The organism is Lewinella cohaerens DSM 23179, assembly GCF_000379805.1.
Taxonomy (GTDB): domain Bacteria; phylum Bacteroidota; class Bacteroidia; order Chitinophagales; family Saprospiraceae; genus Lewinella; species Lewinella cohaerens.
Genome location: NZ_KB903552.1, coordinates 59,673 through 86,464 on the forward strand (window position 1 = coordinate 59,673; position 26,792 = coordinate 86,464).

The 26,792-nt window shown below is 46.5% G+C and carries 21 protein-coding genes; 14 read left to right on the forward strand and 7 right to left on the reverse strand.

Annotated features, from left to right (window positions below; genetic code table 11):
* Positions 1-95: 95 nt before the first annotated feature.
* The 4 genes from A3EU_RS0117505 to A3EU_RS0117520 form a co-directional block, all read right to left on the reverse strand.
* Positions 96-998, reverse strand: a complete 903-nt coding sequence (locus tag A3EU_RS0117505) for an OmpA/MotB family protein (RefSeq protein ID WP_083937471.1) — start codon at positions 996-998, stop codon at positions 96-98.
* Positions 999-1,208, reverse strand: a complete 210-nt coding sequence (locus tag A3EU_RS0117510; RefSeq protein ID WP_020537493.1) for a S1 domain-containing protein — start codon at positions 1,206-1,208, stop codon at positions 999-1,001. It lies immediately after the preceding gene.
* Positions 1,205-2,494: a serine hydrolase gene (locus tag A3EU_RS0117515; RefSeq protein WP_020537494.1), complete on the reverse strand. Its 1,290-nt coding sequence runs from the start codon at positions 2,492-2,494 to the stop codon at positions 1,205-1,207. Before A3EU_RS0117515 ends, A3EU_RS0117510 begins: the two co-directional genes overlap by 4 nt.
* Before the next feature lie 62 nt (positions 2,495-2,556).
* A complete protein-coding gene (locus tag A3EU_RS0117520) occupies positions 2,557-3,747 on the reverse strand; it encodes a M50 family metallopeptidase (protein ID WP_156825807.1) in 1,191 nt (396 codons plus the stop codon).
* Between the two features lie 344 nt (positions 3,748-4,091).
* Here A3EU_RS0117520 and A3EU_RS0117525 point away from each other — a divergent pair, with 344 nt between their 5' ends.
* Positions 4,092-4,451 carry a diacylglycerol kinase family protein gene (locus A3EU_RS0117525; RefSeq protein WP_020537496.1) on the forward strand — a complete coding sequence of 120 codons (360 nt, stop codon included), beginning with the start codon at positions 4,092-4,094 and terminating at the stop codon, positions 4,449-4,451.
* 185 nt (positions 4,452-4,636) lie between these two features.
* On the opposite strand, the gene A3EU_RS34305 is transcribed toward A3EU_RS0117525, so the two are convergent.
* Positions 4,637-4,780, reverse strand: coding sequence for a hypothetical protein (locus tag A3EU_RS34305; RefSeq protein ID WP_156825808.1), 144 nt, complete (start codon positions 4,778-4,780; stop codon positions 4,637-4,639).
* Between A3EU_RS34305 and A3EU_RS0117535 the strand changes: the two genes are divergently transcribed.
* Positions 4,779-6,230 (forward strand): DUF5723 family protein, encoded by a 1,452-nt coding sequence (locus A3EU_RS0117535; protein ID WP_020537498.1) that lies wholly within the window; start codon positions 4,779-4,781, stop codon positions 6,228-6,230. The genes A3EU_RS34305 and A3EU_RS0117535 overlap by 2 nt on opposite strands.
* 6 nt (positions 6,231-6,236) lie before the next feature.
* Here A3EU_RS0117535 and A3EU_RS0117540 read toward each other — a convergent pair whose 3' ends face one another.
* Positions 6,237-7,298: a helix-turn-helix transcriptional regulator gene (locus A3EU_RS0117540; RefSeq protein ID WP_020537499.1), complete on the reverse strand. Its 1,062-nt coding sequence runs from the start codon at positions 7,296-7,298 to the stop codon at positions 6,237-6,239.
* 1,305 nt (positions 7,299-8,603) lie between these two features.
* Here A3EU_RS0117540 and A3EU_RS0117545 point away from each other — a divergent pair.
* Positions 8,604-9,998 (forward strand): TROVE domain-containing protein, encoded by a 1,395-nt coding sequence (locus A3EU_RS0117545; protein ID WP_020537500.1) that lies wholly within the window; start codon positions 8,604-8,606, stop codon positions 9,996-9,998.
* A 304-nt stretch (positions 9,999-10,302) separates the two neighbouring features.
* Here A3EU_RS0117545 and A3EU_RS0117550 read toward each other — a convergent pair whose 3' ends face one another.
* Positions 10,303-12,012, reverse strand: coding sequence for a T9SS C-terminal target domain-containing protein (locus A3EU_RS0117550; RefSeq protein WP_020537501.1), 1,710 nt, complete (start codon positions 12,010-12,012; stop codon positions 10,303-10,305).
* Between the two features lie 297 nt (positions 12,013-12,309).
* Here A3EU_RS0117550 and A3EU_RS0117555 point away from each other — a divergent pair, with 297 nt between their 5' ends.
* The 11 genes from A3EU_RS0117555 to cas4 all read left to right on the forward strand — a co-directional run bounded on the left by A3EU_RS0117555 (position 12,310) and on the right by cas4 (position 26,556).
* Complete coding sequence (locus A3EU_RS0117555) at positions 12,310-15,450, forward strand: ATP-dependent helicase (protein ID WP_020537502.1); 3,141 nt, start codon at positions 12,310-12,312, stop codon at positions 15,448-15,450.
* Between the two features lie 58 nt (positions 15,451-15,508).
* The gene (locus A3EU_RS30945; RefSeq protein WP_020537503.1) at positions 15,509-16,960 is read left to right on the forward strand and encodes an alpha-amylase family glycosyl hydrolase; all 1,452 of its coding nucleotides are present in this window, start codon (positions 15,509-15,511) and stop codon (positions 16,958-16,960) included.
* Positions 16,961-17,057: 97 nt separating this feature from the next.
* Positions 17,058-17,948, forward strand: coding sequence for a helix-turn-helix transcriptional regulator (locus tag A3EU_RS0117565; RefSeq protein ID WP_020537504.1), 891 nt, complete (start codon positions 17,058-17,060; stop codon positions 17,946-17,948).
* Between the two features lie 381 nt (positions 17,949-18,329).
* Complete coding sequence (locus tag A3EU_RS0117570; RefSeq protein WP_020537505.1) at positions 18,330-20,168, forward strand: hypothetical protein; 1,839 nt, start codon at positions 18,330-18,332, stop codon at positions 20,166-20,168.
* Entirely contained in the window at positions 20,161-21,036 is an 876-nt protein-coding gene (gene cas7i, locus A3EU_RS0117575; RefSeq protein ID WP_020537506.1) for a type I-B CRISPR-associated protein Cas7/Cst2/DevR, read from the forward strand. Before A3EU_RS0117570 ends, cas7i begins: the two co-directional genes overlap by 8 nt.
* Positions 21,037-21,043: 7 nt before the next feature.
* A complete protein-coding gene (gene cas5, locus A3EU_RS0117580; RefSeq protein ID WP_020537507.1) occupies positions 21,044-21,757 on the forward strand; it encodes a CRISPR-associated protein Cas5 in 714 nt (237 codons plus the stop codon).
* A 1-nt stretch (position 21,758) separates the two neighbouring features.
* On the forward strand, positions 21,759-24,005 hold the full coding sequence (locus tag A3EU_RS30950; RefSeq protein WP_020537508.1) for a CRISPR-associated helicase/endonuclease Cas3: 2,247 nt from the start codon (positions 21,759-21,761) through the stop codon (positions 24,003-24,005).
* Between the two features lie 17 nt (positions 24,006-24,022).
* Positions 24,023-24,682, forward strand: a complete 660-nt coding sequence (locus tag A3EU_RS0117590; protein ID WP_020537509.1) for a CRISPR-associated endonuclease Cas6 — start codon at positions 24,023-24,025, stop codon at positions 24,680-24,682.
* Between the two features lie 10 nt (positions 24,683-24,692).
* Complete coding sequence (gene cas1, locus A3EU_RS0117595) at positions 24,693-25,688, forward strand: CRISPR-associated endonuclease Cas1 (RefSeq protein ID WP_044086171.1); 996 nt, start codon at positions 24,693-24,695, stop codon at positions 25,686-25,688.
* Positions 25,688-25,978, forward strand: coding sequence for a CRISPR-associated endonuclease Cas2 (gene cas2, locus A3EU_RS0117600; RefSeq protein WP_020537511.1), 291 nt, complete (start codon positions 25,688-25,690; stop codon positions 25,976-25,978). The genes cas1 and cas2 overlap by 1 nt, the downstream gene beginning before the upstream one ends.
* A complete protein-coding gene (gene cas4, locus A3EU_RS0117605; RefSeq protein ID WP_020537512.1) occupies positions 25,975-26,556 on the forward strand; it encodes a CRISPR-associated protein Cas4 in 582 nt (193 codons plus the stop codon). The genes cas2 and cas4 overlap by 4 nt, the downstream gene beginning before the upstream one ends.
* Positions 26,557-26,792 lie beyond the last annotated feature (236 nt).

Consider the following 26,792-nt stretch of genomic DNA (forward strand, 5'->3'; position numbering starts at 1 on the left):
GTCGGTTATGGTGGCCGCGAAACCTTTTATAAACAGGCTGTTTATGTCCAATGTGAAAATTGTTGCCGTTATAGAAACGCCAAAATTAATAAAAGCTATTCCACTATCCTACGTACTTCCCGCTCTAAATCAGATTCCCTGGGGGAGATAATGAGTTCGACACGGCGATTGCGCTGCCGACCCTCTGTGGTTTCGTTGCTTCCCAGGGGTTCGTATTCACTTTTGCTGGCTGCGATTATCCGGTTGGGGCCAATGTTGCCACTAGCGGTCAGGCCTTTCAATACACTCACTGCCCGGAGGGCGCTGTATTGCCAATTGTCGAGGCTCTCGCGGGGAACCGGTATGNTATCCGTATGCCCGACGACCTGAATTAGCATTTCTGGATATTTAACAACGATCGCTGCAATCCGATTAAGAGTTTCCTCGCCAGTAGAAGTAAGGGAGCTCGTACTACCCTTGCGGAAGAGGTTATCTTCATTAATTACCAACACCAATTGCCCATTACGAGGGCGGATTTCCCAGCCTTCGGTGATCTCTTGCGCTGAAAAGACACCAGGAATGGCCTCACTCAAGGCAATAAGTCGCTCCTGCCGAGTGCGAAGAATACGGTTGACTGCATCAATTTTTGCCTGACGTTCGGCAATCAGTTCATCCTTTTGGCGCAAACGATTATTGAGGTCTTGTTGCGTAGAAGAGGCATTGCTGCCTAAGTTGTCAATTTCTAATTGCAGGATGTCCAGGCGATCCTGCAATTTGTCCTGTGTAACACTCAAAGCGTAATTAGCGCCGCGCTCAAAAGAGAGGCTATCTTTTAACTGCGCAATTTTGGTGCTGTTTACCCTTTGTAGGGAATCAGCCGTTTGTTGATAATGCTGCTCGCTGGCCTGGAATTTCTTTTTGCTTACACAGCTAGAGAGGACTACTCCGAGGAATAGTAGGTAAATATATTTTTTCATCGTAGGGAAACTTGAAAGACAAAAGTAGCGTAAACGTAGCATTCAAACCAAGTTCAGCAACTTAATCTGGTCTGCAAAATAGCCGTGGCGTTGTTGTTTTAATTGAAAACGCACCATGTCACCCGCCTGAACGGGTTGTAACAGGTTTTCCTTACGGAAATGAAACTCCTCGCGAGTGTCCGGGACCCGCAAATAACCGTAGCCTTTGTCGGCCAAATAGAAGAGAATGACCCCTTGATAAGTAGTGTTCAATTTATAATGAGCTTTTTAATCAAACGTTCTCCATTTTCGAAATTCACACTCAAAAAATAGATGCCAGAAGGGAAGTTCCCCACGTCAAGCGTGGAAGTTACAGGTAAAATCCAGGACTGCCCTTGTAAATTGGAAATTTGAAGCCCCGTAATTTTAGCTTGTGTCTCCAACCGTAAGTAATCGGTTGCTGGGTTTGGCGTTATTTCCAAACGGGTATGGTCTGCAATATCTTCTGTATTTGTGGTACAACTCAAATTGCTGATTTTTTCCCAAAGGGACACATCGAAGTCAGAGATTGCAAGTGGGCCATCACTAGCATCATTTCCCATCCGAATAACGACCAGCCCCTGAGAAGGGACGACATAAATTTTTTGATCATTTTTCCCCAAAGCCGCGTAAGTATCCGCCGGAGCAGTAGGAATAAGCGGCCCAGGGAAAGAGAGTTGTAAGGTCGGGTACAGATAGCTTTCCTGCCCATTGAGCCACCACAAATAACCGTAGGACGGGTTCAAATCCTGTGAAGGGGTACGCATGGCCTCGATGTAGGCCTGGTCACCAAAAACCGTTGTCCCATTCCACTGCCCATCAGCCGAAATCAACAAGCCGAAGCGGGCCATATCCCGGGGGCGACTGAATACGACGCGATTATATCCAAGCGGTAAATAGGCCGAAACCGCGCCAATCGTATTGCCGATCCGAGAAGCAAAAAACTGATTGATACTTTGCCCAGATGCATTGCTGATCACAGATTCCAGTAGCGTGTAAGGGGCATTGTGATAGGCCCAGCGGTTGCCCGGCTCCGTCAGATAAACCAAACACTCCGGATCGGTACAATCTACATCTCCGGTTTGGTCACTGAGGCCGGTCGTCATCGTCAGTTGATGGCGCACGGTTATTTCTGCCTCCTGTTCAGGTGACAAACTGCTCCAACCAGTGCCAAGGTAGTCACTGGTTGGGTTTTCGATATTTATTAAACCTTCTTCTTGAGCGATACCAACCAAGGTAGAGGTCAGGCTTTTTCCGGCGGAAGCCCAATACCAAATACTATCTTTGGTGAAGGTGTCATAGTACCATTCGATAACCATTCGGCCATCTTTAAGGACAATAAAGGCTTTGCTGTCTCGCTCGTCCAGAAAGTTGTGAAGGTCTTCCAGTTCTGCTTCACACCAATTTAATTCCGCAGGGTCTTGGGTTTCCCAGTTGCCGAAAGCGGGTGGGAAATATAGGTCTTGAGCGGTAAGCAAATTAGCGAGTAGAAAAAAAGATAGAAGGTATAAATAGCGCATGGTAAAGTGAGTTTTTACAGTTCCGGTGCTTTGACTAGCGAAGGCGAACCAAGTTTAAGGTACTAAGGCTGACCTTGTATTGCCCGCTCTAGATCATCAATTTTCATAGCCAAACCATGGTGTTTAAATCCTAATTCATTGGCGCGTTGTAAAGCCATGAGGGCTTCCTTGTCATTCCCTTTCTTTTCCTGAAAAAGCCCCCAGTAGTAGTTTACAGCAGCATTTTTATTGGCAAGGTCTAGTGCTCGGGCACCTGTTAGTGCTTGCTCGCAGGCCTGCAAATTGTTAAAGTGTAAATAACAAGCAGCCATCAGCGCAAGCGTATCCTGATGATCGGTTTGCAGATTGTTGCTCAACTGCAATTCCTCCAATGCCGGGCCATAGTAGCCCTGTTCTATTAATATTCGCCCTTTTTCGTAGCGAGGGGTTGCATTGGTATAGTCCAGATAGCTACAATGGTCGTAGTATTTATGCGCTTGTTCTATCTGCCCCAGTTGTTGGAAAGCTTTGGCTAATCTAAGGTAGTCCTGAAATTTTAGGCGATGATGTGCTTTAAATTCATGGTACAAGGCGATGATAGCTTCGTAGTCTTCTAGCTTTTCTAAGGCTTTCCAGGAGAGCTCATAAACGGGGGGCTGGTGTTTGCCTTCCTCACGTAATTGCTGGCACTTGTCCAGCGCTTGCTGGTATTTTTCTTGGTAAAAATCATTTTGAGCATCAAAGTAAATTTCAGGAAGGTTTATTGTCCGAAATAGTCGCCTCAATTGGCCTCCGTCAGAATAGGTGGTCGCACCATCGTACATCTGTATCCCATCATCGCTGACGGCCAGGTTGACAAACAAATCAATCAATGCTGCTCCTGCAAAAATAGCAGCCAGGCCTAGCCAAACGTTATTTACGCCCTCTTGGGTGAGCAAGAATATAGCAACAGTAGCAATAAGCGTACTCGCCAAAGGCCCTCCTAAAATAGTGATCAAATGTTGCCAAATCGCCATTTCGCCGGAATGACGACACATACCCAGCTTCCAATCAAAAGGATTCCATTTTAGGTAAAGCTTCAATCTTCCCAGGTTCAATTGCAGCGAGTTGCTCAAGTCGCCGTAAGAGCCAACAAAGACGTCTACTTTTTCTTTAGTGAAGAGTAAGGCGGGCAGAGCATGGCCCATCTCGTGAAACAATGTCGTTAGAGAACGCAGCAAAACCACCAGAAGAATTCCACCGATAGCAATACCGGCTCCGGTAATTATTTCCATATTTTGTTGATCTTGTGGGCTAAAATTAATCACTTCTTCCTCATTTTAGCTAGACTTTAGGCAAAAGTCCGTAGAAAGTAGAGGGATCGTAGGCCATAAGGCATTCATTCCCAACGTTGATTGAAAAATGATGGGAGGAATTTATGAGCCGTTTCTACTAGCGTTCTCAACTCTGAGGAACGCAGTGACGATCACCGTAGGTGATCACAGCAGGTGATCACAGCAGGTAAAGTCCCTCTACCTTCTACTAAAGGTGGCGATGTCATCGCTACAAATCTCTTTACAGCTTTCGGCAACCCCGAAGGGGGCGCTATGCGGAATGCCGAAAGCCCAGATTCGATAATATGTGGACCTATTTACAGCAACGGTGGCTCAGTTTTGGTTATGCCTTCAAAGGTATTGCCACTCTTTTTCGTACCCAGGCACATGCATGGCTACACTTGTTGGCAGCACTATTGGTTGTCATTGCAGGATTCTATTTTGGCATCGAAAGGTGGGAATGGGCCATTTTAACAGCCTGTATTACACTAGTTATCGCAGCCGAAGCGTTGAATACAGCAATTGAATTCCTGACAGACTTGGTTTCACCCGAGTATCACCCCTTGGCCGGCAAAGCCAAAGATACCGCAGCAGCAGCTGTACTCCTTTGTGCCATCGGCGCAGTAGTGATGGGAATCATCGTTTTTTGGCCCTATTTAACGTGAGTCTTGCCTTTTTGTATTCCCCTAAAAGGCAAAAAAGACCAGGCAAGCCTCAGGGTACGAGGCACCTAGTAAAGGGTAGAGGGATAGTGAACGATTAGGAATCAATTCCCAACTTCAGTTAAAAAACCTGATGTTGGAAAATTTACAAGCTGTTTCCACTAGCGCTATTAAAGTCCCTTTACGCTCTACTCAAAGTGGCGATGCCATCGTCCACGAGTCCTTTTACGGCTTTCGGCAAAATGACGAAAGTCTAGATTAGCAACTACACCTGTCGCAAAGTAAGATGATGTACCATCTGCTTTGAGGTAGGTATACAACCAAATCAACATGCGTTTACTTATCGCAGGGTTTCTACTATTTCCTTTATTACTAAATGCTCAGTTTCAGCTTGGCTGGCGAACAGATACCTACGCGGGTATCAATAGCGCCCTCGTCAATCCTGCTGCTCCCGGCCGAACGCCCTACAGTTGGGACCTCAACCTGGGAGAAGTGAGCACCTTTTTAGCGAATAATTACGGCTATCTGCGTGAAACAAGTATCACGCAATTGTTACGCAATCGAGATAAAGACCTAGACGTGTTTTTTGCCCGAGATTTGCCCTCCGACCTTAATTCAAGTGATGAGGTCTTGGTGTACGATTATTTTGAAAACAACAGCTATTATGGCCAGCAACTCAACAGCATTCTCGGCCCAAGCTTCTCTGTGAGGGTCGCGCCACAAACCAGGATTGGGGTATTTACCCGTTGGCAAACGCTCTTTAGTGGCAAAGGCCTAGATGAAGATTTGGGCTTTTATCAATGGGATGCGATCCCCAGCCAGCAAGTTTTTACCTTGGATAAATTCAGAGGTGCTGCGGCTTCCTGGGCAGAGGTAGGACTCAATATTAGCCAAAGCATTTTCACCAACAATGGCGAATTAATACTAGGACTTTCTGCCCGCCGCCTATGGGGGCAACGCGCCGGGTACTTGATCAGTGAAGAAGATTTTAGCCTGAGTAAGCTGCCCAATACCATCGGCCTGGAAGGCACTGATTTTAGCCTGGAGGCTGGCTTCACCAGCAACGCCGGTAACGACGATTTTGACGATAGCCCCGGACGAGGCTGGGCGGCTGATATAGGTCTAATCTATCGTATAGACCTGGGCGATGACTTCTATCGCTGGGAATTCGGTGCTGCTGTTTTAGACATCGGTAGCTTGCTTTTTAAAGAAAGTGAACTTCACCGTTTTAATAGCGACCAACTGGCCACCACCTTGACCGATAGCTACAATAACCTCGATACAGAGCAAGGTCTTTCACAAGCTGCCACTCAACTCAGTGAAGATGTTTTTGGTGATAACAGCATCTCCCGAGTAAGTGATGAATTTAATTTGCGCCTACCTACCACCCTCAGTTTACAAGCTACTTATGCTTTTACCGAATGGGCCAAAATAGAAGCCAATATACTGGCGGGCATCGCCCCTGGCGGTGCAAGCCTCACCCGCAATACGACCTTGGCACTCACGCCTCGTATTGACCGGCACTGGTGGAGCATCGGTATGCCGGTTTCGCTCTACGCGATGAATGATTTACGTGTTGGCCTTGCTGCTCGTTTGGGGCCGCTGTTTATCGGAACAGACCAACTGGGGGCATTCACCAATTCCAAACAGCTTAGTGGAGGCGACTTTTACGTCGGCGTCAAGTTCTTCCCGCTGGGGCTCAATCGGAATGGGAGTAAGAAAAATAAAAAACGTAGTGGTCGCCGTGGTAGCGGCAAAAATGTGGAGTGCTATAAATTTTAGATGCTGTCACTCCTCTTCTTCCTTGTTTAATTGCTGCCAAAGTTGGGCACGGAAACGATGATCTTGGTATTGTTCTAAACTTTCCTGAAACAGTTTCTCCATCTTTAGACGTAGGCCTTTAGGGCTTACAACCATTAACTCGGGGCCGAGGGCAAGGAGGCTGCGATAGAGTTCGTAGTTCAAACGCAAGTACAACTGGAAAATACTCCCACCGTCCGGCAATTCTCGTACCAAGACCTGGCTGTGGTGTAAGGGCTTGGTTTGCAAGTAAGGGGTTTGGTGAGCGCTTGCATAAATGGTAATCGTACAGGGTTTGGCTGCCGGAAAAACCGTCACACCAATCGTATCTCGATAATATTCTTCTGGCTTGAAAAAAGTATTGGGAATAAATAAAGCACCTCGGGCAGGGGTAAGCTGGCGGATACGATCAAGCGCAAGTGTCGTGATTTCGCGACGGTATTGATGATAAGCGATCAAGTACCAACGATTGCGGTACTCCTTGAGCAGGTAAGGATGAACTTCGTGAGACATAGGCTTTCGCCCAAAACGCTGGTAGCTGACCTTGAGCACCTCTTGATTTAGGATGTATTGGTGCAAAGGCGGCAACCACTGCAAGCCTTCCAGATCAGGATTTTGCTCCAAGTCAACGACGGCCCTATCGTCTCTTGGGCCAATTTGAATGCTATCTTCCAGTCGAGCGGCCATGCCCTCTAACTGTTGCAAATGAGGAAAATCAGGAAACTGCCGCAGCAGCTTAATAGCCTCCCACAATTGCTGAAGATCACGAGCGTCTACCGGCGACTTATTGATGCTAAATGCCGGATCTGCATATTCGTAATAACGCTTCTCTACCACTACAATCGGCGCCTTGTAGCCCAGTTTTCCACTTCGCATTGCCTGAATGTCCAGCTGCAAAGTTCTACGACTCAGCTCCGTCTTGCCTTCATATTCACTCAAGGTGGCTACGCAAGCGGCAATGAGGTCCACTAAGGTCCAACGTCGCTGCCGGTTGCTCAAGCAACGGTCGATCGTTTGATAACGGATGAGTGCATTTTTGTTCACTGGCATACCTTGGCGTTCACTGGCTGTTTTCGTAAAAGTAAGCGCTTGTAGGGAATTTTACGAATTGTGATGGATTTGGTGTAGGTGTGCCGCGTAGCGATCCCTTCTGGGCTTCTGACGTCACCATTCTTGGGAAATAGCCAAGAGGTTACCTCTGGTGATTGGCCCTCTATCACAAGGCAGCGTTGTATTGGTTCTATAATTCCTCAAGAAATTGCATTCCTAATGCCAAATCAATATGACTTCCCCTTAGTAACTGTGGTAATGTTCCTACTAGCACCACCAAAATGTGTCCCTTGGGAGGGACCGATCCGCAGGATCAAGGGAGGGTAGCCCTTGCGGATAGGGCCGCCCCCCTCCGTCCTTCGGACACCTCCCCCGGTGGAGGACAGGGATTTGGTTTTGAGAGGAGTCGTATTTCAGAGGGGAGTTAATTGTTTGGAGGTGAGCGCATTTAGAATTAACCCGGTTAGACTTTTCATTTTGGCATTGCCCAAAAACGAAACAAAAACACTATGGTTGGGACACATCTAAACTATGTAGGCTCATCGTAGCCCCCAGACTATCCCGACCAAAAAGATCGGGATAGCTGGTTTTATTTCCTCTACAGGTTGCGCTTATTTATTTTAAAATAAATAAAAAATAATTTTAATAAACTGTTTTTCAGGTTGTTACGGTCATTTGTGGCGACTTTTTAATCTGTGGTTTATTTTACTGCGCAAAAAGGTTACGCAGTTGTATGTGCTTCTTTGTAGTGTTCAAAGGAACAAACAACTACAATTGACATACGATATATCCGGCACTAAGTGGTTTGGGAATATTAGCGCAACGTCATTTTGTGTTTTGACAAGGCGAAAAACGTAGTTGAAGCCTAAGCTTCGGCGAGGCTTTTCAACGCAGTCATAACACAAAAGGACAAGTGAAAATGTCCCAAATCACTTGGTAACGGGTATGTATCCGGGCAGTGATGCAAAACCGTTACTTCGAATCCAAATCAAAACACACGGCTGCAACTTTTCTCCCGGATTAATAAAAACAACTGAGGCAGTGAGGTCTGCGGATACTTCGAGTTAATCTGGGGTGGTGGGTATCGAGTCCCACCGGGGCCGCCAGGATGCATTCAAGAGAATCATTCTGTTGGCCCCGTAGTTTAGCAGTAAAACACCAGAATGAAAAAACCGCTTCCATTTTTCTCCTCAGTACTTTTTGCAAAAGGGTTGAATTAATTCCTGCAAGGAATATTAATCAGGCCCCTTTCAACACCTATAATTTTCTCATTAGAGCACCTGGAGTGCTCACCAATGAAGTGACATGAAATTTAATAAACGTAAAACGCGCTCTCCTTTTTCTACAGGTATTATAGCTGGCAAAACAACGGCTGCCGCTGGGCGATATACGCCCGAACAAGCCCTGCGTCGGGTGACCATGGCTAACTTGCTATGGGAAAGCACCTACTACCAGTCTGCCGATACTATCATGACGCGTATCGAGGAGCTTATTCCTCAAGTTAAACCAGAGGTGATTGCTCAACTCGCGTTAGAAACGCGCTTCGAGCAACGCCTACGGCATACGCCGCTTTATCTGGCGTTGCAACTGTTTAAGCACCACGGTAGTGCAGGTGTTGCCGATGTATTGGCCAAAATCTGTACGCGCCCAGATATGACGATGGATACCCTGGCGATGTTGCCACGGGTATTGGGCCGCAAATCTTTGAAGCCCATCCCCAAGTGCATCAAAAAAGGGCTGGCGCAGGCTTTCGATCAGTATGATGCTTACCAGATTGCCAAGTACAAGCGTGCCAAGCACGATCTTAGCTTGGTAGATGTGGTCAACCTTGTACATCCGATACCTACACAGACCAACGCCACTGCTTTGCAGGATTTGGTCAAAAACCAACTGACAGCAGCCGATACATGGGAGAGCAATCTCTCTGCCGGTGAAGATAAGGCAGTGACCTTTACCCGCCTCTTGGAGGAAGGTAAACTGGGAGCATTGGCATTGCTACGTAACCTGCGAGGTATGACGGAGGCGGGTGTTAGCCGCCAGGTCATAACGCGCGCGTTGACAAAGGCCAACTCCAAATGGTTGACGCCCTTAAACTTCTTGGCAGCACAGCGTTATGCGCCACAGTTTTCGGCACAGCTCGAAGACATGATGGCCCGTAGCTTCGCGACCCGTAAGATTGCAGGTACCACTATCCTCGCGGTAGATGTATCCGGTAGCATGGGCTCCTTGACGAGCGGGGGGAGCAAATTCTCTCGCATGGACCTTGCTTTTGCCCTTGCGGCATTGGCTGGCTACATGTTCGAGGATTTAATGCTGGTTTTCACTGCAGGTAGCGACTACCGCCGCGAAGGTGCTCACGTGCTGTGGAGCAACAGCAAAGGTTTTGGCATCTTCAACGACCAGCGTGCCATCAACGCCAAAGTGGGTGGTGGCGGTATTTTTACCCACCAGTTGTGTGAGTGGCTGAAAGAAGAAGGCCTGGCCGATCAAGCGGATCGCTTAGTCGTTATTTCCGACAGCCAGGATATTGATGCGTCTTCTGGCAAGAAGGTTTTAGCGGATACTTCTCCCTACAAAACCTCCTACATCATCGATATTTCTACCCATACCCATGGTATCAAAACGGGCCACTGGACCGCGGAGATCAATGGCTGGTCTGATCGTCTCTTCCATTACATCGCAGAGGTAGAGCAAGCATAATTTTGGCCGGACTATAGCCTGGGGTCATGCCGGTAGTGGCGTTGCTTTGCAAACGCCACTACGGCACCGGGCTATTCAGTCGCGGCCACTCCTTTCTATCCCTTGCCCTGCTCCTCCGTCCGCCGAGCTTCAGGCTCCGCCTTCCGCACTAAAATGATACTTGCCGTACGGGCCACGGCCCGCCCATGTCCTCCGCTCGGGTGGAGGTAGGGAGGGCTAGGTTTTGGCTGGGCTTATCTACCTTAATGTGAGGTTTGGTGACGAGATTTCTCTACTTACAAGCGCTTTGTACACCAACCTCACATTACCTTATGAGGGTAACGTCCCCAGCAATAAGGTTTGCATCGCCGTTTTCAGTGGTAAATTCGAGCGCATAAACAAAAACACCACTTCCCAGCAACTGTCCTTTGAAATTTCCGTCCCATTCTAAGTGTCCAGTACTCGAAATCTGAGATTCATGGATTAATCCACCCCAGCGGTTGAAGATTTTCAAGCTCGACAAGGTGCCTTTAAACATGGGATGTGGATAAATGCGGAACGTGTCATTGACCCCATCGTTATTTGGTGAAAACACGTTAGGGATATAGATCGGGCATTCTGATTGGATGATTGTTACCTGTTCCTCCGCCGAACAATTGTTTACATCAGTGATTGTAACGAGGTATTCTCCACAAGACAAGTTGTTGATAGTCTCTAAAGAGGGGTAACTTTGGTCGTTAACCAAGATTTGGTCGAGGGAAGAATCGGTTTGTAAATTCAGGATGATCGCCCCATTGTTTTCTCCACAATCACTGTCAATGGTACTAGCATCAACGATGGTGAGTCCAGTTGAACTTAAGATGCTGACATCGCTGGTTACAATACAATTACTTTCATCTATTGCATAAACAGTATACTCGTCGGGCACCAGATTTTCAAAGGTACTACCTGTTTGAAAGTTACTTCCATCAACCGAAAAAGAAACACTCCCTGTGCCACCCGAGGTGACGACGGTGATGCCCCCATTGTTTTCTCCACAAGAGGTGTTTTCTACGGAAAGGTCGATAATTTCCAGGAAGAAGGAATTATTTAGTTGAATCTCTTGCTGGATGGTGCAGCTGTTTTCATCGGTGACGGTGATGGCGTAATTCCCTGGCGGAAGGTCTTCCGCAAGAATCTCATTTTGAAAAATTTCACCATTCATCGCGTAAGTTAAATCTCCTGTACCTCCACTAGCTGTTACTGAAATGGCTCCATTGTCAAGGCCGCAACTTGGTTGCGTGATATCCGTGGATGCGAATTGCAAGGGTTCTAATGACTGAAGAAACTCAGAAGTACTTGCGCTACCGAAGAATTCCATACTGAAAAAACACAGAGGAGATAAAAGATTTAAATCCCAATCTACTCGGTAAAGCCGAGAATTTTCGTTTGATAGCGCGTAAGTAACGCCGTTGTTACAATCTTCGTTGACCGAAGAAAGACCGTATAAATAGTTCTCTCCAGCAGGGGCATTGTTAATGACGACACTGCTATTGGCGGGATTTTCTGTATTTACTAGGAGGATTTGGCGAGATATCGTGGCTACGTATAATTCTCCTTCGTAAAAAGTAAGATCGCCAGCAATGTTGACGCCAAAATTGCCAAGGAATTCATTGGTGTCCGTTTCTAAATTGTAAGTATATAAATCTCCATGCGTTCCAGAAGCATAAAATGTTCCATCAAACCGAATGGTTAGGGCATTAAAAATGGCCAGTTCAGGATCTTCTATCGGAAGGCTGTGCAGAAACGTTACATTTCCAGTTAACGTATCGATTTGAAACAAGCCTCCGTCGAAGGAAATACCGTACATATTACCATTAGGGTGAAAGGAAATATCGGTTAATCCAAGTGGAGGAAGAGGAGTAATCAGCTCGGCTGAACAGGTACCCACATCCATACGGAAAATCTCATCCATACTCGATAAAGCATAAATGACTTGGGCATTAAGTTGCACAGAGAAGTATGCAACTATAAGGATGGTAGAGAGTACGCGCATTTTGCAAAATTGAAACGTGCAAGCTCTAAATTTAAAACAAAAAAAACAAAAAAACAAAAAAAACTGTCACTCGTGATCCGCTATTCGGCGTCAGTTCTGCCTCCGTACGGCGTGTGTTACGCAAGGTGTAGCCTGGAGCCGAGGGACGATAGTATGGCCCCAAAACATGCCTTCATTGAGTCCAGTTATATGCAAGCAGTCGCCCACTCCTCCTTTTTTCGCTGCTTATTTGACCCCAAACGGTTTGCTTCCTTATCTTAGCCCCTCAAGAGGCTTTTTACAGCAGGCTCAATATTTATGGATAAGAATGCGGCGCTTTACCATGCGGAATTTACCAAAGAACTGGCCCGCCTAAACCCTGATCAACGGGCAGCGGTGGAACAGATCGAAGGACCTGTGCTGGTCGTTGCCGGACCAGGAACGGGAAAGACGCATATTCTTGCGGCTCGCATCGGACAAATCCTGCTTTCTACCGATACCTCGGCGCAAAGTATCCTCTGTCTGACTTTCACAGATGCCGGCGTACGTGCCATGCGCGAACGCTTGCTAGAGCTCATTGGCCCCGAAGCGCACCGGGTGCATATTTTTACTTTCCACTCTTTTTGTAATACCGTCATTCAGGAAAACCTCGCTTATTTTGGGCGGCAGGGCCTGGAGCCCATTACAGAATTAGAACAAATAGAACTGACCCGCGAATTGCTTCATAACCTGGATATGGAAAACCCGCTGCGGCGAGGGAAAATCCACACCCATTTTTACGAAAAACACCTCCGCGACCTCGTCCAGTTGATGAAAACAGAAGGCTGGACACCAGCCTATCTGGAGAAAGCCATTGATGCCTATCTTTCTGATTTACCCAATCGCCCGGAGTTTCGTTACCAACGCAAATACGGGCAATACCAAGCGGGAGACCTGAAAGAGAACAAGGTCAAAACTGAGGAGTTGAGAATGGAAGTACTGCGGGCTGCAGTAGCGCTGTATCCGGCTTATGAGCAGGGGCTGGCCCGCCTGAAGCGCTACGATTATGCTGATATGATTCTCTGGGTACTGGCGGCTTTTAAAGAAAATGAACTGCTTTTGCGCAGCTACCAAGAGCAGTACCTCTACTTTTTAGTGGATGAATACCAGGATACCAATGGTGCCCAGAATGAATTGCTGCATCTTTTGGCTGCTTTTTGGGACAAGCCCAATCTGTTTATCGTCGGAGATGATGACCAGTCTATCTTTGAGTTTCAGGGGGCGCGCCTTAAGAATCTGGTCGATTATTACGAGCAATACCAGGAGCAGATCAAGGTGGTTTTGTTGCAACAAAATTACCGTTCTACCCAGGCGGTGCTCGATGCTGCGGGCGGCCTGATTACCCACAACGAACAGCGAATCACCCGCCACTTGGCCGACTTGGGGATAGAGAAAAACTTAAAGGCAGCTTTGCCACAGCGGCAAGCGTCGATAGTTGTTCCTGAAGTGTTGGTTTATCCCAATAGTTTTCAGGAAGCGGTAGCCATTATGCGACAAATGCGTGCGCAGCAACAAGCAGGCACTCCCTGGAGCGAGATGGCCATCATTTACGCTCGCCATCAACAGGTACAACAACTGCAAGAGATGCTGGACAAGGAAGGTATTCCTTACCAGACCCGCCGTAAAACCAATATTCTGGACAGTAGGATGATCCGGCAGCTTCGGGAAATGTTGGCTTATTTGCACGACGAGCAACGTGCTAGCTTTAGCGGTGATTATCGCTTGTTTAAGTTGTTGCATTATCGCTGTTTTGAGATACTGCCGCTGGATCTAGCCAAGATGGCCGCCGCGCTGGCAAATATCTCCTACAAAGAACGCCCCAGCTGGCGCGAGTGGCTGCAACAAAGTGATCAATGGCCCACGGGCCTGGCCAGCCACGACCGCCTGAAAAAACTCGGCGAATGGTGGGAGGCTACCCACGCTATTGTTGCGGATACTGGCTTGCCACAGTTGGTCGAGCATTTACTCAATGGTAGCGGATTATTGGCCGCAGCTTTGCAGGCTCCCGACCGCCTCTGGCAGGTGCAGGTCGTAAAAACTTTTCTCGATTTTCTGCGCGAAGAAATCGCGAGACGCCCCCGCCTCGAATTGAGCGAGTTATTGACGATGCTGGACCAGATGGATGGTAATCGACTCTCTTTATCGATGCGGAAGGATATCGAGCTGGAAGATGGTGTTCATTTGGTGACGGCGCATAGCTCAAAAGGACTGGAGTTCAATACCGTCTTTGTGCTTGATGCGACGAAAGGTTCATGGGAAGAAGGCCGCCGCAGAGGGAATCGTTTTCCCCTGCCGGATACGCTCACCCTTTCGGGAGAAACCTTTGCTGATGAAACTCGGCGGCGGTTGTTCTACGTGGCGATCACGCGGGCCAAGGAGCACCTTTATATCTCCTACGCTCAGAAAAACGCGAAAGACAAAGCCCAGCAAGCGTGCCGTTTTGTAGACGAAATTGTAGATGCCACAGGTATTGAAGAAAGAGAAGTTTCGTTGGATACAACGGACCTTTTGGCCTACGAATTCAAGCTGCTACAGCAAGTTGATACCCCGATGTTACCAGCCTTGGAGCGTTCAGCAGTAGCCAAGCTTTTGGAAGGATTTGAATTGAGCCCTTCAACTTGGCTACGGATGTTGGATTGCCCGCTGAGATTCTTTTACGAAGTGGTTTTACAGGCCCCGCAAATTCAGCGACCAGCGGCCTCTTATGGTCATGCCATGCATAACGCGCTGCAACGCTACTTCAACCTGATGCTGGCACAAGAAAAACGGACGTTTCCTGCTGTTAAAGTATTAAAAGAACTTTTTCAGGAAGAAATGGAAAAGGTTCGCTCTTATTTTAGCCCGGAAGAATATATTCAGCGACTTGACAAGGGGCAGCGGAATTTGCAACGTTATCACCTGCAATTCAAAGATTCCTGGACGACCCAGTGCCGGACAGAACTGAAAATCCAGCAGGTAGAGTTGGATGGTGTACCCATTAAAGGCGTTATTGATCGGATAGATTTGCTGGATGATCGTCAGGTACAAATCGTCGATTACAAAACAGGTAGCCATAATCGCAATAAGTTGAGAGCGCCTACGGCCACCAAACCGGAAGGCGGTAATTACTGGCGCCAGTTGGCCTTTTACAAATTACTTTGGGAAAGCAGAACCGGAGAAAACCGGAAGGTAAAAACAGCTGCCATTTCTTATCTTGATATCAATAAAGAAGGCGATCTGACCATTGAGACGGTTGCTTTCAGTTCGGCAGAGATGAAAGAAGTAAGAGCCTTGCTCAGAACGACTTATGACAAAATCATGCGCCAGGACTTTTATACCGGTTGTGGTAAAGAAGACTGCGAATGGTGCCAGTTTGTGCAGGAGGACGTTCAGCCTCCTTCGCACACCAAGAAAAACATTGAGGAACTAGACGATTTATAAGAGAGACAGCACAAAAATAAACGAAGACTCAATTTATTTTCTGCGCAATAACAGACCTATGCATCCAATTCTTTACGAGATCAATACCCGTGTTTGGCGGAAACGCTTTGGACCAGCGACCACGTTGTTGGAGATTCCTGATGCTTATTGGCAGCAACTCGGCGCATTGGGAGTCGATTATGTGTGGTTGATGGGCGTGTGGCAAACGGGGCCCAATGTACTGGATTATGCACTGGAAGACGGCCTGCAACAGGCTTATAGCCGAGCATTGCCAGACTGGACGAACGAAGACATTATTGGCTCACCTTATGCTATAGATCGTTATGTTTTGCACCCTTCACTAGGGCAGCCGGGCGACCTCAAGAAACTAAAAACCAAGCTGAATGGCTATGGTTTGAAACTGATGTTGGATTTTGTTCCCAATCATTTTCATGCCGAAAGCAACTGGATAGCACAACATCCTGAAGTATTTCTGGAAGTAGGAGAAGATCAATTGGTGCATGACCAAGTGACTTATTATCGCCCACCATCCACCGAAGGGAAAATTTTTGCCCACGGTAAAGACCCCTATTTCGCCGCTTGGCAAGATACCGTGCAAGTCAATTATGCAGCGCCAGCGGCTCACGCGTTTATGCAAGAGCAGCTCCTTGAGGTTGCTGAAGTCTGTGATGCTGTCCGCTGCGATATGGCGATGCTCATGCTGGAGGATGTCTTTCGCCAAACCTGGGGGCACGTCCTGCATGATCAAGTGGAAACACTTCATGATTTCTGGCCCTCAGCGATTTATAGTGTAAAAGAAAAATTTCCGGAATGCTGCTTTCTCGCGGAAGTCTACTGGGACCGAGAGTGGACGCTCCAGCAGCAAGGCTTCGATTTTACTTATGACAAACGTTTACGTGATCGTCTACTGGAAGGCGACCTTGGTAGTGTACGGTCGCACCTTTATGCTGCTACCGATTTCCAGGCGAAATCTGCGCGTTTTCTGGAGAATCACGACGAAGATCGTATCCTTTCGGAAATGGCACCAGCTAAAGCTAATGCAGCAGCATTGGCTACTTACACCCTTCCTGGGTTAAGCTTTTTCTACGAAGGGCAATGGGAAGGTCGCCGCAAACGGCTACCAGTACAGTTGGGGCGGCAACCGGAAGAGTTTGATCCGGCTGCTTACGGAATTTCTACCGCTGGCTTGATGTTGTCCCAGCTCCCTGGCCTTGTACCCGTTGATCCTCAGCAAGTGGCGTTTTATGATTACCTCTTGCAATTGTTGCAACAGCCTGCCCTCCGAAAGGGGCGTTGGGAACTACTGAATTCAAGCGATCATCTTTTGACCTGGCAATGGAATACTGCCGAACAGCAAATTCAAATCAGAATTAATTACAGCCCTGTCAGTACGGAAATCCACCTTTCTCCACCAGAGGGAGGTTATTGGCAGCATTTTTTAGGGCCACCAGTTGCTTGTAATCCATTGATATTGGGCCCCTATCAATGGCTGGTGTTGGAGAAGATGTAGGGGACTTTGCTGAGTAGATTTAATTTTGTAGATTTAAATTATACAGTAGTATTCATTTCTATTGCTGTGAAATCTCTGAATAAACATCTACCCCATTATGAGTGGTAAAACCGAACAAGGCGTACTCCGTATTTTTAAATTAATTCGTCTGCTCAACTCGACACCGCGCCGAAGTGCCAAGCAATTAAGAAATATTCTGGGGCAATCGGAAAGCACCTTCTATCGTGACCTGCAACTGATTGAAAACTTAGGCTACCATTACGACAAAGACCAAAACGACTGCTTCTTTTTGCAGCTACAACTAGAAAGAGGGCGGCAATCTGTTTTGGAGCCCGATGAGCTTTTCTTCCTGCAAGACCACCTCCAACAAACGGCGGGTACCTCCCCGCTGGCGCAGGCCATTCTCCACAAATTTGATCTCAACCTAAGCATGATCCCTTTGGCGGACGCCCTGCCGCAGTTGCACGCTAATCGTATTCTACAACTTTTACGAGTAGCCCTCGAAAACAAATCTTGTGTCCAGATCATCGGCTACCATTCGCTGTCGAGTGAAAAGGTAGAAGACCGCCGGGTGGAAGTGCTGGAGATCACGCAGGACTACCGCTACCTCATCGGTTGGGACATGGATAAAGACCGCCAGGGCCAGTACAAACTCAGCCGTATTCAGGATGTAGAATACCTGGAACAGCGCGTCACACCCGGTCGAATGGCCAGCCCCATGGACATCTTCGGCCTCACGGGCTACGAATGGCTGGACGTAAAACTAAAACTGAGCAATACTGCTTACCACTTGCTGCTGGAAGAATTTCCGCTTTCGCGCACCTTCATCCACCGCCGTTATAATGGTACCTTCTTCGAGGGGCAAGTCCGCAATTGGAAAGGGATTGGCCGCTTTATCCTGGGCCTGCCGGGGGAAATTGAGGTGCTACACCCGGAGGCGTTACAGGTGTATCTGCGGGAGCGGAGAGGGGGAAAAGGTGCCAAATGATCAAGTGTATTAAGCTGATTCAATCCTTATTATAATGGAAAACAGCTTTGCTGTATACTTAGAGTAAATTAAGTTTCAATTCTTATTTTATTGAAAATCAGCACTGTAAGGTGCAATTATAATGTTATTTAAAACAAAAAACAACTTTACCCTTGACACAAGTCAAAAGTGTTCATATCTTTGCAGTATACTTTTATTAATATACTCTTAGTAAACCTGTAGTAATCGTTATGTCGAATTTTATCTACTTCTGTCTTTCAGTTATGTTTGTTTTAGCATTTGTATTGCTCTTTAGGCGAGCATGAAAATAGTAATAATTTGTCAATTCCCACTATATGGGAGGGGCGGGGGTTAGTTTTGTGAATATAAATAGACAACAACATGGCCAAACAGGCAAAGATCACCGAAATCGCTTTTCAACGCACGGGAAATGTTTTCTTAAACAGCGGCATTGCGGGTGTGTACGAGTACCTGACGGTGTGCCAGGATCGGGAAGATTTCCCGTCCTACACTTTCGGTTGGAGCGAAGATGGCAATAGTCTCTGGTTGAAATCAGAGCAGCTTTTCGATTTGCTGGAGCAGTTGTATTATTTCATGGGGCAGGAACTGTATGACACCAGCGGTAAAAACGCCCGGGAGAAGGCAGACAAGTACTACTTTACCAAAGATCCTTTTTCTGCGACGCCGTTTTTCAAGATGAAATCTTACGGGCTTGCTGCACTGGTAACCAATGACCCTCAACCATCTCCCAAGTACAAAGAAAATGCAGTCAAATTCGCTAACCTGGTAGAGGAGGACAGTGATTTTGCTACGGCTATTGCTAAGTTTTATGCGGAAAAAGGATTCAAAATCAAGGATTATGAACTAGGCGAGGATGGTTTCACTTTTCAGAAGGGAGAAAAAGGAGATGCAAAAATTTTCCTCAATGAGCCTTACATAAAGATTACCCGACTTGACCCGATTGTGTCAGCTTATTTCCTTCCTGGGAAAGAAAAGTGTTACCTGACGGGAGAGGCGTATCAGAAATTGGTGAGTAACCAAAATACTTCTCCCTTTCTGAAGGGACTCAGTAATTTTGACTCCCAACTCTCGCCCACCACTCAGAAAATGAGCTGGAAAGCCATGTACCTCAGCCGCTTTGCGCCCAAGTTTGCTTTCTATAACTACGTCAGCGGCTTGGATAGCATCGTAGGTTTTTTGCTGGACTCAGATACACTTAAAAACCAATACCAACTCTACCGCCAACACCATAGTTTTTATCTAGATCAGGAAGCGCTGATTCATCGCAGTTATCTGCAAAACTTCAAAGTCTGGAGTTTTTTTCAGGCAAAAAAGGGGGCAGAACAGCAACCATTGGAGTTACCGAAAGACTATGTCCGCCAGCAGGAGATACAGTTTATGCTTATCTACTCGATTTATCAGCAGATTTTATTGGATCAGGAGTTAGAATCAGTAAGTGGTTGGGATGATTTTTTAGGCATCGAATTTGATCGGCAGGTGATTACGCTGGCCAGTTTCAAGGCAGACAAATTTGCGGGCACAATGCGCCCCAGTAGTTTTGAATACTTCAATAATTTCAAGTTTGTGGTCCGAACCATCGCCTACCTGGAAGCTAATGGCTTACAGTTTGACCAGCTCATGCCAAGCCTGAAGTTTATGAAAACCTCAGAACGCAATGCGAATAACAGCTACCTGATGGAGCGAAGTATTCGCAACAAGGTTCTCGGTAAACTGATGCAGGCAAAAAGTATCCTGCCGACAATTTGCCAACTGTTTTACCAGTGCTATACCTACCTCATCGGTAATGAAAATATCGGCTACAAAAATTTCAACCAACTCAAACGGTTGGTCGAGCTATATGAACCTCTAATTCCTTCAAATATGAACAAAGAAATTCAGGAAAAAGCTTTTAAGCTGGGTACCTCCATTGGGCGGGCCATCATTACCTATGACAATGCAAATGACCCCCAGTCACAGAAATCGAATGCCAAAACGGGGAGGAAATACATTATTGATCTGCAAAAATCGCGCACACTACAACAGTTCAATGACGCCATTGTACGCATGCAAAACAAGTATGCCCTGGTTGTCAGTGCGGACTTGTTTAAAGCAGAGATCAATGAAGAAAATTTCAACCTGGTCAAACAGTTTGCACTGATCGCAGCACTTAATCAACTCAACATCGTTCTCAAGCCCTTCAAAAACAATAACAATGAATAGCATTACCATTACTTATTTATCCAAGGTTTCTTTCGCTAGCCTAAATGGCGCAGACAAAGACGTGGATAATATCAACCCCATCAAGAAAATCACACTCGATAATGGGCAGGAACTACCCTATGTTTCTTCACAAGCATTACGCCGTGCATTACGTGACCGACTAGAAGAAATGGGCAAGCCTATTTCAAATGTTACTCCTGGCGAAGGCAAGAACCCGCCTGCTACTGAAGGAGACCCCGCCAAGTATTACGATGATGATCTTTTTGGGTACATGAATGCTGGTGCCCGTAGCCAACGGACCTCGCCGGTGCGGGTAGAATCACTCCTTGCGTTGCCTACTTCTGTATACAAAGGCGATTTGGATTACGCCACCAACTTTATGGGAACAAACAAAGGTGGCGAACCGAATATTTACGAAACCGAAGTACACTCGGGCTTGTACCGGGGGACGATTCTCATCGAACTGGATCGGGTAGGCAAAGGATTAACTACCAAGGCTGGTTATGACGAAAGTGATTACATTGAAAATAAAGAGAAAAAAGAGCGGGTCTTAGCTTTTCTTGATGCTTTTCGCTCTTTGTGGAGTTCAGGTCGGCAAAGTCGTTTCCTGGCAGATATCTCGCCCAAGTTTATTGCAGCTGCTGGTATGACCGTGAAAAATCCGGTGTTTCTGGAAGCGGTGAATCTAGACTCTCAAGGGGCAGTGGATGTAAAAGGCCTTCAGACGGTGGCGGCTGATTACGATAAATTTATGGTGGACCATGTTTTTGCCAGCCAACAAGCTACTCTGAGCACCAATGATACGGTGGAATCGTTGAAAGTGGGCTTCGAAAAAGTAGAAGCCTGGATTAAAGAATACTACAAATAGCCCCAATATGAAATACTGTATTGTGGAGCTGTATTCTCAAACGGCAACGTTTAGGAATCCTGAGTTTCAAAATTACCATAAGACCTTTGCGCTACCTCCGCCAACCACCCTGGTAGGACTGGCGGGGGCTGCAATGGGGCTTAGTCCTAATGCGGCGCAAGCTTTCTTTTCCTCTTCCCCTTTTCAAATGGGGATATACGGCCAGCATCAAGGCAAGACCACTGATTTATGGAAATATGATGCCTTTAAAAATCGGAGCATAGTTCTTAGAGAGATGCTCATTGGCAATCATTTCGTCTTGGTTTACGGTAGTGAAGAGGAAGAAAAGATAGAACTGCTGGCTTCAGGTTTTGCAGCACCGGTGTATGCCCTTACGATGGGAAGCAGTGATAGTTTAGCTAAAGTTATTCATTGCGAAGTGGATGAAGTACCTCTTGTAAAAAGTACAACAGTAGCCTATTGCTTACTAGCGGGCGATATTATCAAAGAAGTCATGCAAAATGCTTCGGCGCAACCGGAGTTTTCGATCTACGCTACTACTGACCCCATCGCACTGGATGTGCCTACTCATTTTCAATATGAAAGTGACTACGGTGCTCGCTCTGTAAGCCAACGCCAGCTGCTCTCCTTTGTCGGTCGTGAGATGGAGTTGAACGTAAAGAAAGAGGGAATACAGTACCAGGATAAATTTATCCCACTCTTTGACTACAACAGTAACTAGTATGCTTGATCACATCATTGCCAAGTCGGCTTCTGATTATGGCCCTGGAGAAGCCCTCCTGGAGCATACGGATACGGTTGTTGAATACTGGCGTGAGCTTCACAAATCATACGTTGATGAACTGCCCGTAAGAGATGACTTTTGGAAGTTATCGTTCCTTGCTGCCCTCTTCCACGATAGTGGTAAAATAACGGGTAATTTTCAGGAGCGTATCACCAAACGGGTAAAACACTGGGACAATCATATTCGGCACGAATTCTTTTCCGGAGTATTACTCTGGGCCGCAAACAGAGATGTATTTGCCAAAGATATTTTGCCATTGATGGCCGTATTCAGTCATCATAAGCCACTCACCGATGAATTGTTTAAAAAGAACAATGGGCTGGAAAAAGCTTTGCAGTTAAACGAAATAGAACTTACTGAACTATTGGAGGAGCTAGCCTACAGAATTGAGCAACAAAAGGTAGACTTTCTGATATTTCCAAACTTGGCCAAAGGACTGGCAAGAATTACAACTACCAAGCAACTCTATAAGAGTTTCAAGAGTGTTTATAATCAATCTGTAGACTTAAAGCAGGAAGACCGCAGAACATACATCTTCTATAAAGCATTGCTCAATACCGCAGATTGGAGTGGATCTAATCACGGTTTGTTGGGGGGGGAATTGTCAACTTCTGAAAATGAATTGAGGGGAAAAATCATCCAAAAGCTTATTGCCGAAAACAAGCCGGAGATTGCAGCGAAATTCCACTGGCGGAAATTTCAACTGGCCAGTAAGCAGCAGGTAGGCCATGTCTTAGCCATTGCTCCTACGGGAAGCGGAAAAACGGAGGCGGCACTGTTGTGGGCTGCGCAAAAAAAGGAACGCGAAAAGATTATTTATCTACTCCCTACGCGTGTCACCTCTAATGCCATATATAACCGTTTGCAACAATACTTTGGTAAGGAAGAAACAGCAGTCATTCATTCTTCTGCTTTCTTTTACCGCAAAGAGCTTGATGAGGAAGATCGCTACCACAAAGGTGATTATCTAATGGACAAGACGTTCTTTAGAAACGTCAATGTTTGCACCATCGACCAGGTATTGACTCAGGGGTTTAACCTTGGTTACTGGGAGTTAAAAACATTCCATACCTGGAAAAGCTGGATAATTATCGACGAAATCCACCTGTACGCACCGTATACGCTAGGGCTAATCATTTCTACCATTGAATACCTGAAGTCGGCATTCCATGCTCGTTTTTTTATCATGACTGCTACCATGCCAACTAAGCTAAGAATGCTTTTACAGCAAACACTGGAAATAGGGGAAACCCAAATCGTTCGTGATGTGGAATTACTCAAGAAAAAACGCAATGAATTTCAGGTGAGAGATTGCTTGATAGATGGTCTTGAAACTGAGATTATTGTAGCCCTTAAAGCGGGAAAAAAAGTGCTCATTGTAGTCAATACAGTAGATGAAGCCATCAGGCTGTACCAAGCCTACAAGGGCATTGCTGCCGATACCATCTGCTACCATTCGCGTTTTATTCAGAAGCACCGTTTAGAGAAAGAGCAACTCATCTTACAGAAGGAAAAAGAAGCACAGTCACTGCTATTGGTAGCGACCCAGGTCGTGGAGGTGTCTTTAGATATTGATTTTGATATACTTTTTACGGAAAATGCGCCGATAGATGCGATCATCCAACGGGCAGGAAGGGTGAACAGGAAACGTCAGAAAAAGGATACCAAGGTCATCGTGTGTCGGGAACAGCAGGTTACCAGAGAAGTTATTTATACCGAGGTAGATGGCGTTTTAGACAACACTTTCAACGAATTAAAGGCCCTCAACGGCGAAAAGCTATCCGAAGAACAATTACTTGGGCTAGTGGATGTCGTATACCAACATTTTGAGGTACAACAACACCAGGGTTTCTTGGAGGGTAGAAGTGCTTACGCGAAAGTTCAGCGACATAATCATTTTATCAAAGACGTAATGTCTCAGGACGGTATCTACACCAGGGAAGGACTGGATACGGTGAGTATTATTCCCGCTTGTTATTACGAAGAATTAATTAACGCCAACCCTATGGAAAAAGCCCAGCACGAACTCTCTATCCGCCGGAAAAAAATATTCAGCCTGGAACATAAAGGTTTTCAAACCTTAAAAAATCCGGATAACCAAGACCCTTATATCTATTTATGTTGTAAATACGATTCAGAAGTGGGGCTGGTTTATGAACAACCCTCGACGATAGTCCATTGCTAATCTAACCCCCCACCCCCATGCACCAAACTACCATCACCTTCCCCGACCTCCGCCTCAGCCAGCGCGATGGTCACAAGCTGCGCGGCTACTTTAGTCGGCAGTTTGGCGCGGATTCGGACTTGTGGCATAATCATCGGCCGGACGGTAGCACTATATACCGCTATCCGCTTATTCAGTACAAGGTTTTGCGGCAGACGCCTATGCTCGTGGGTTTGGGGGAGGGCGCGAGTATGCTGATGCAACACTTTTTTGACTTGGAAAACCTACAGGTCGACGATTGGGTGTTGCCCATTCACAATAAGCAGATCAATAGTCGTAAGTACGAACCCGGCTTATCTGCCAGCCTTCACCACTACCGACTGCTGACGCCTTGGTTTGCCCTTAGCCAAAAAAACTTCTCCCGTTACAATGCCTTGCCTGATGATGAACAAGAGGTGTTTCTGGAGCGGGTTTTACGAAACAATATGCTGTCCTTTTTTAAAGGTATCGGGCACTGGGTAGAAGGGGAAATTAATGCACAACTCAACGATTGCCGAAAGGTTAAAGCCAAGTTTAAAAATAGAACAATGTTGATGTTTCTCGGAAATTTTACGACCAATGCAGTACTCCCTGATCACGTGGGTTTAGGCCAATCCGTTGCCCGGGGTTATGGTACCATTGAACGCACTCATCTTTAAAGCCCAGATCATGCAGATCCATCTTGACACCTACGGCACCTACCTGCACGTCAAAGACCAGCTCTTTGAAGTCAGACGTAAAGAAGAAGGCCAGGTTCTTAAAAACCAATTTGCGGCGCAAAAGGTGAAAAGCTTTTGGGTCAACAAAGGTGTTGCGCTTTCTGCTGACGCTATCCAACTGGCGATGCAACACAATGTTGACATTGTTTTCCTCGACGGCAGCGGACACCCCTACAGCAGGGTCTGGCACAGTAAGTTGGGGAGTACCACGCTGATCCGTAAAGAACAACTACGCGCCAGTTTGGGTACAGAAGCACTGCACTATACCCAGCAATGGTTAGGGAGTAAACTGGAAAATCAAATCGGTTTTATAAAACGCCTCGCCAGCCACCGCCCCCAGCAAGATGACTATCTTCAGGAACGCCTGGCGCGGATCATCGTGTTCCGGGAAAAGCTCACTGGCCTGAGTAGTGATCATATCAGTGAGGTAGCTGATACCATTCGCGGACTGGAAGGAAACGCAGGGCGGCTTTATTTTGAAGTACTCAGTGCTGTTTTGCCTAAGCATTATCAATTTGCCGGGCGCAGCTCGAGGCCAGCAGTTGATCCATTCAATGCTTTTCTTAACTATGCCTACGGCATTCTTTACAGTCGGGTAGAAAAAGCGTTGATTCTCGCGGGGCTCGACCCTCACCTTGGTTTTCTGCACCGTGATGGTTACAACTACAAGAGCCTGGTGTACGATTTTATTGAACCCTTCCGGATTTTTGGCGAAGAACCCGTCTTTCGGCTATTTTCCGGCAAGAAAGTTCGCCAGGATCACGTAGACCAATTGGCCAATGGCGTAAGCTTGAATAAAGAAGGAAAAATATTACTGATTGAACGCTTCAATAAACATTTTGAAGAAGAGCGCATCCGTTACCGTGGCCGCAACCAAACCCGCAGCAACATCATCCAATTTGTAGCCCACCAGTTCGCTAATGAGCTGATCAACCCCGACCAATAATGCACACCTGGATCATGTACGACATCGTCAATGACCGCGCCCGGACTCGGATTGCCAAGTATTGCAAACAGGCTGGCCTGTACCGGGTACAATATTCCGTATTTCTGGGTACAATCTCTACCGAGGAAAAAGACGTACTTGAGTTGCAAATAACTCAGGAAATTGATGAAGAAACCGACAAGGTCTACATCTTCCCGATGGGCCCTTCCGCCATGCGTCAAACCGTATGCCTGGGGCAGGCACTGGATAAAAAATTAGTTACAGATCAAGTCAAAGCACTTTTCTTTTGAACACCCTAAGCATCACCCCCTCCCAGATTATCGAATATCTTTATTGCCCTCGTTACACTTACTTCGAATATGTTCTGGATATACCCCAGTACGAAGAGAAATATTACAAGGTCATAAAGGGACGAGAGGTACACCTGAAACGTGCCCGGGAAAATGCGGATTACCTACGCCGCCGTATTGGCGTAGTTGACAAGCAGCTCAACCAATACCTCAGCAATGAAAGCTTGCGTGGCGAAGTCGACGAAGTATTATGGTTGGAGGACGGTACGATGGCACCACTTGATTACAAATTTGCGGTCTACAAAGACAAAGTTTTTGAGACCTACCGTACCCAGCTTTATTGTTATGCGTGGCTCATTGAACAGAATTACGGACAATCTGTAAAGCGGGCCTTTCTGGTGTACACCCGTAGCCAAAACAAGTTGGTAGAGATACCTGTACGCCCTGAGCACATCGAAGAAGTGCAGCAGGCGGCCAACGCTATTAGCCATGTCATTACCCAAAATCATTATCCCAAAGCTACCAAATACCGCAAAAGATGCGTAAATTGTACCTATCGCAATGTGTGTACACAATAAGGAAAGGCTTCCGGGGAGCAATTTATTTTACATCCACTCCAAAGCAAGCATAAGCAACTCATTACGAACAACTTAACCTTCCGAAATTATCACAGAAATGAACCAAAGTTCTTTGACATTGAGGGGAAAAATGAGCATAATGCTAAAAGTAAATTCGTGCTTTTATGTTGATTTTCAGTAGATTAAGCAGAAAGGCGGCTTCCAGATCGGTATCCATTAGAATAAGGATTGAAACT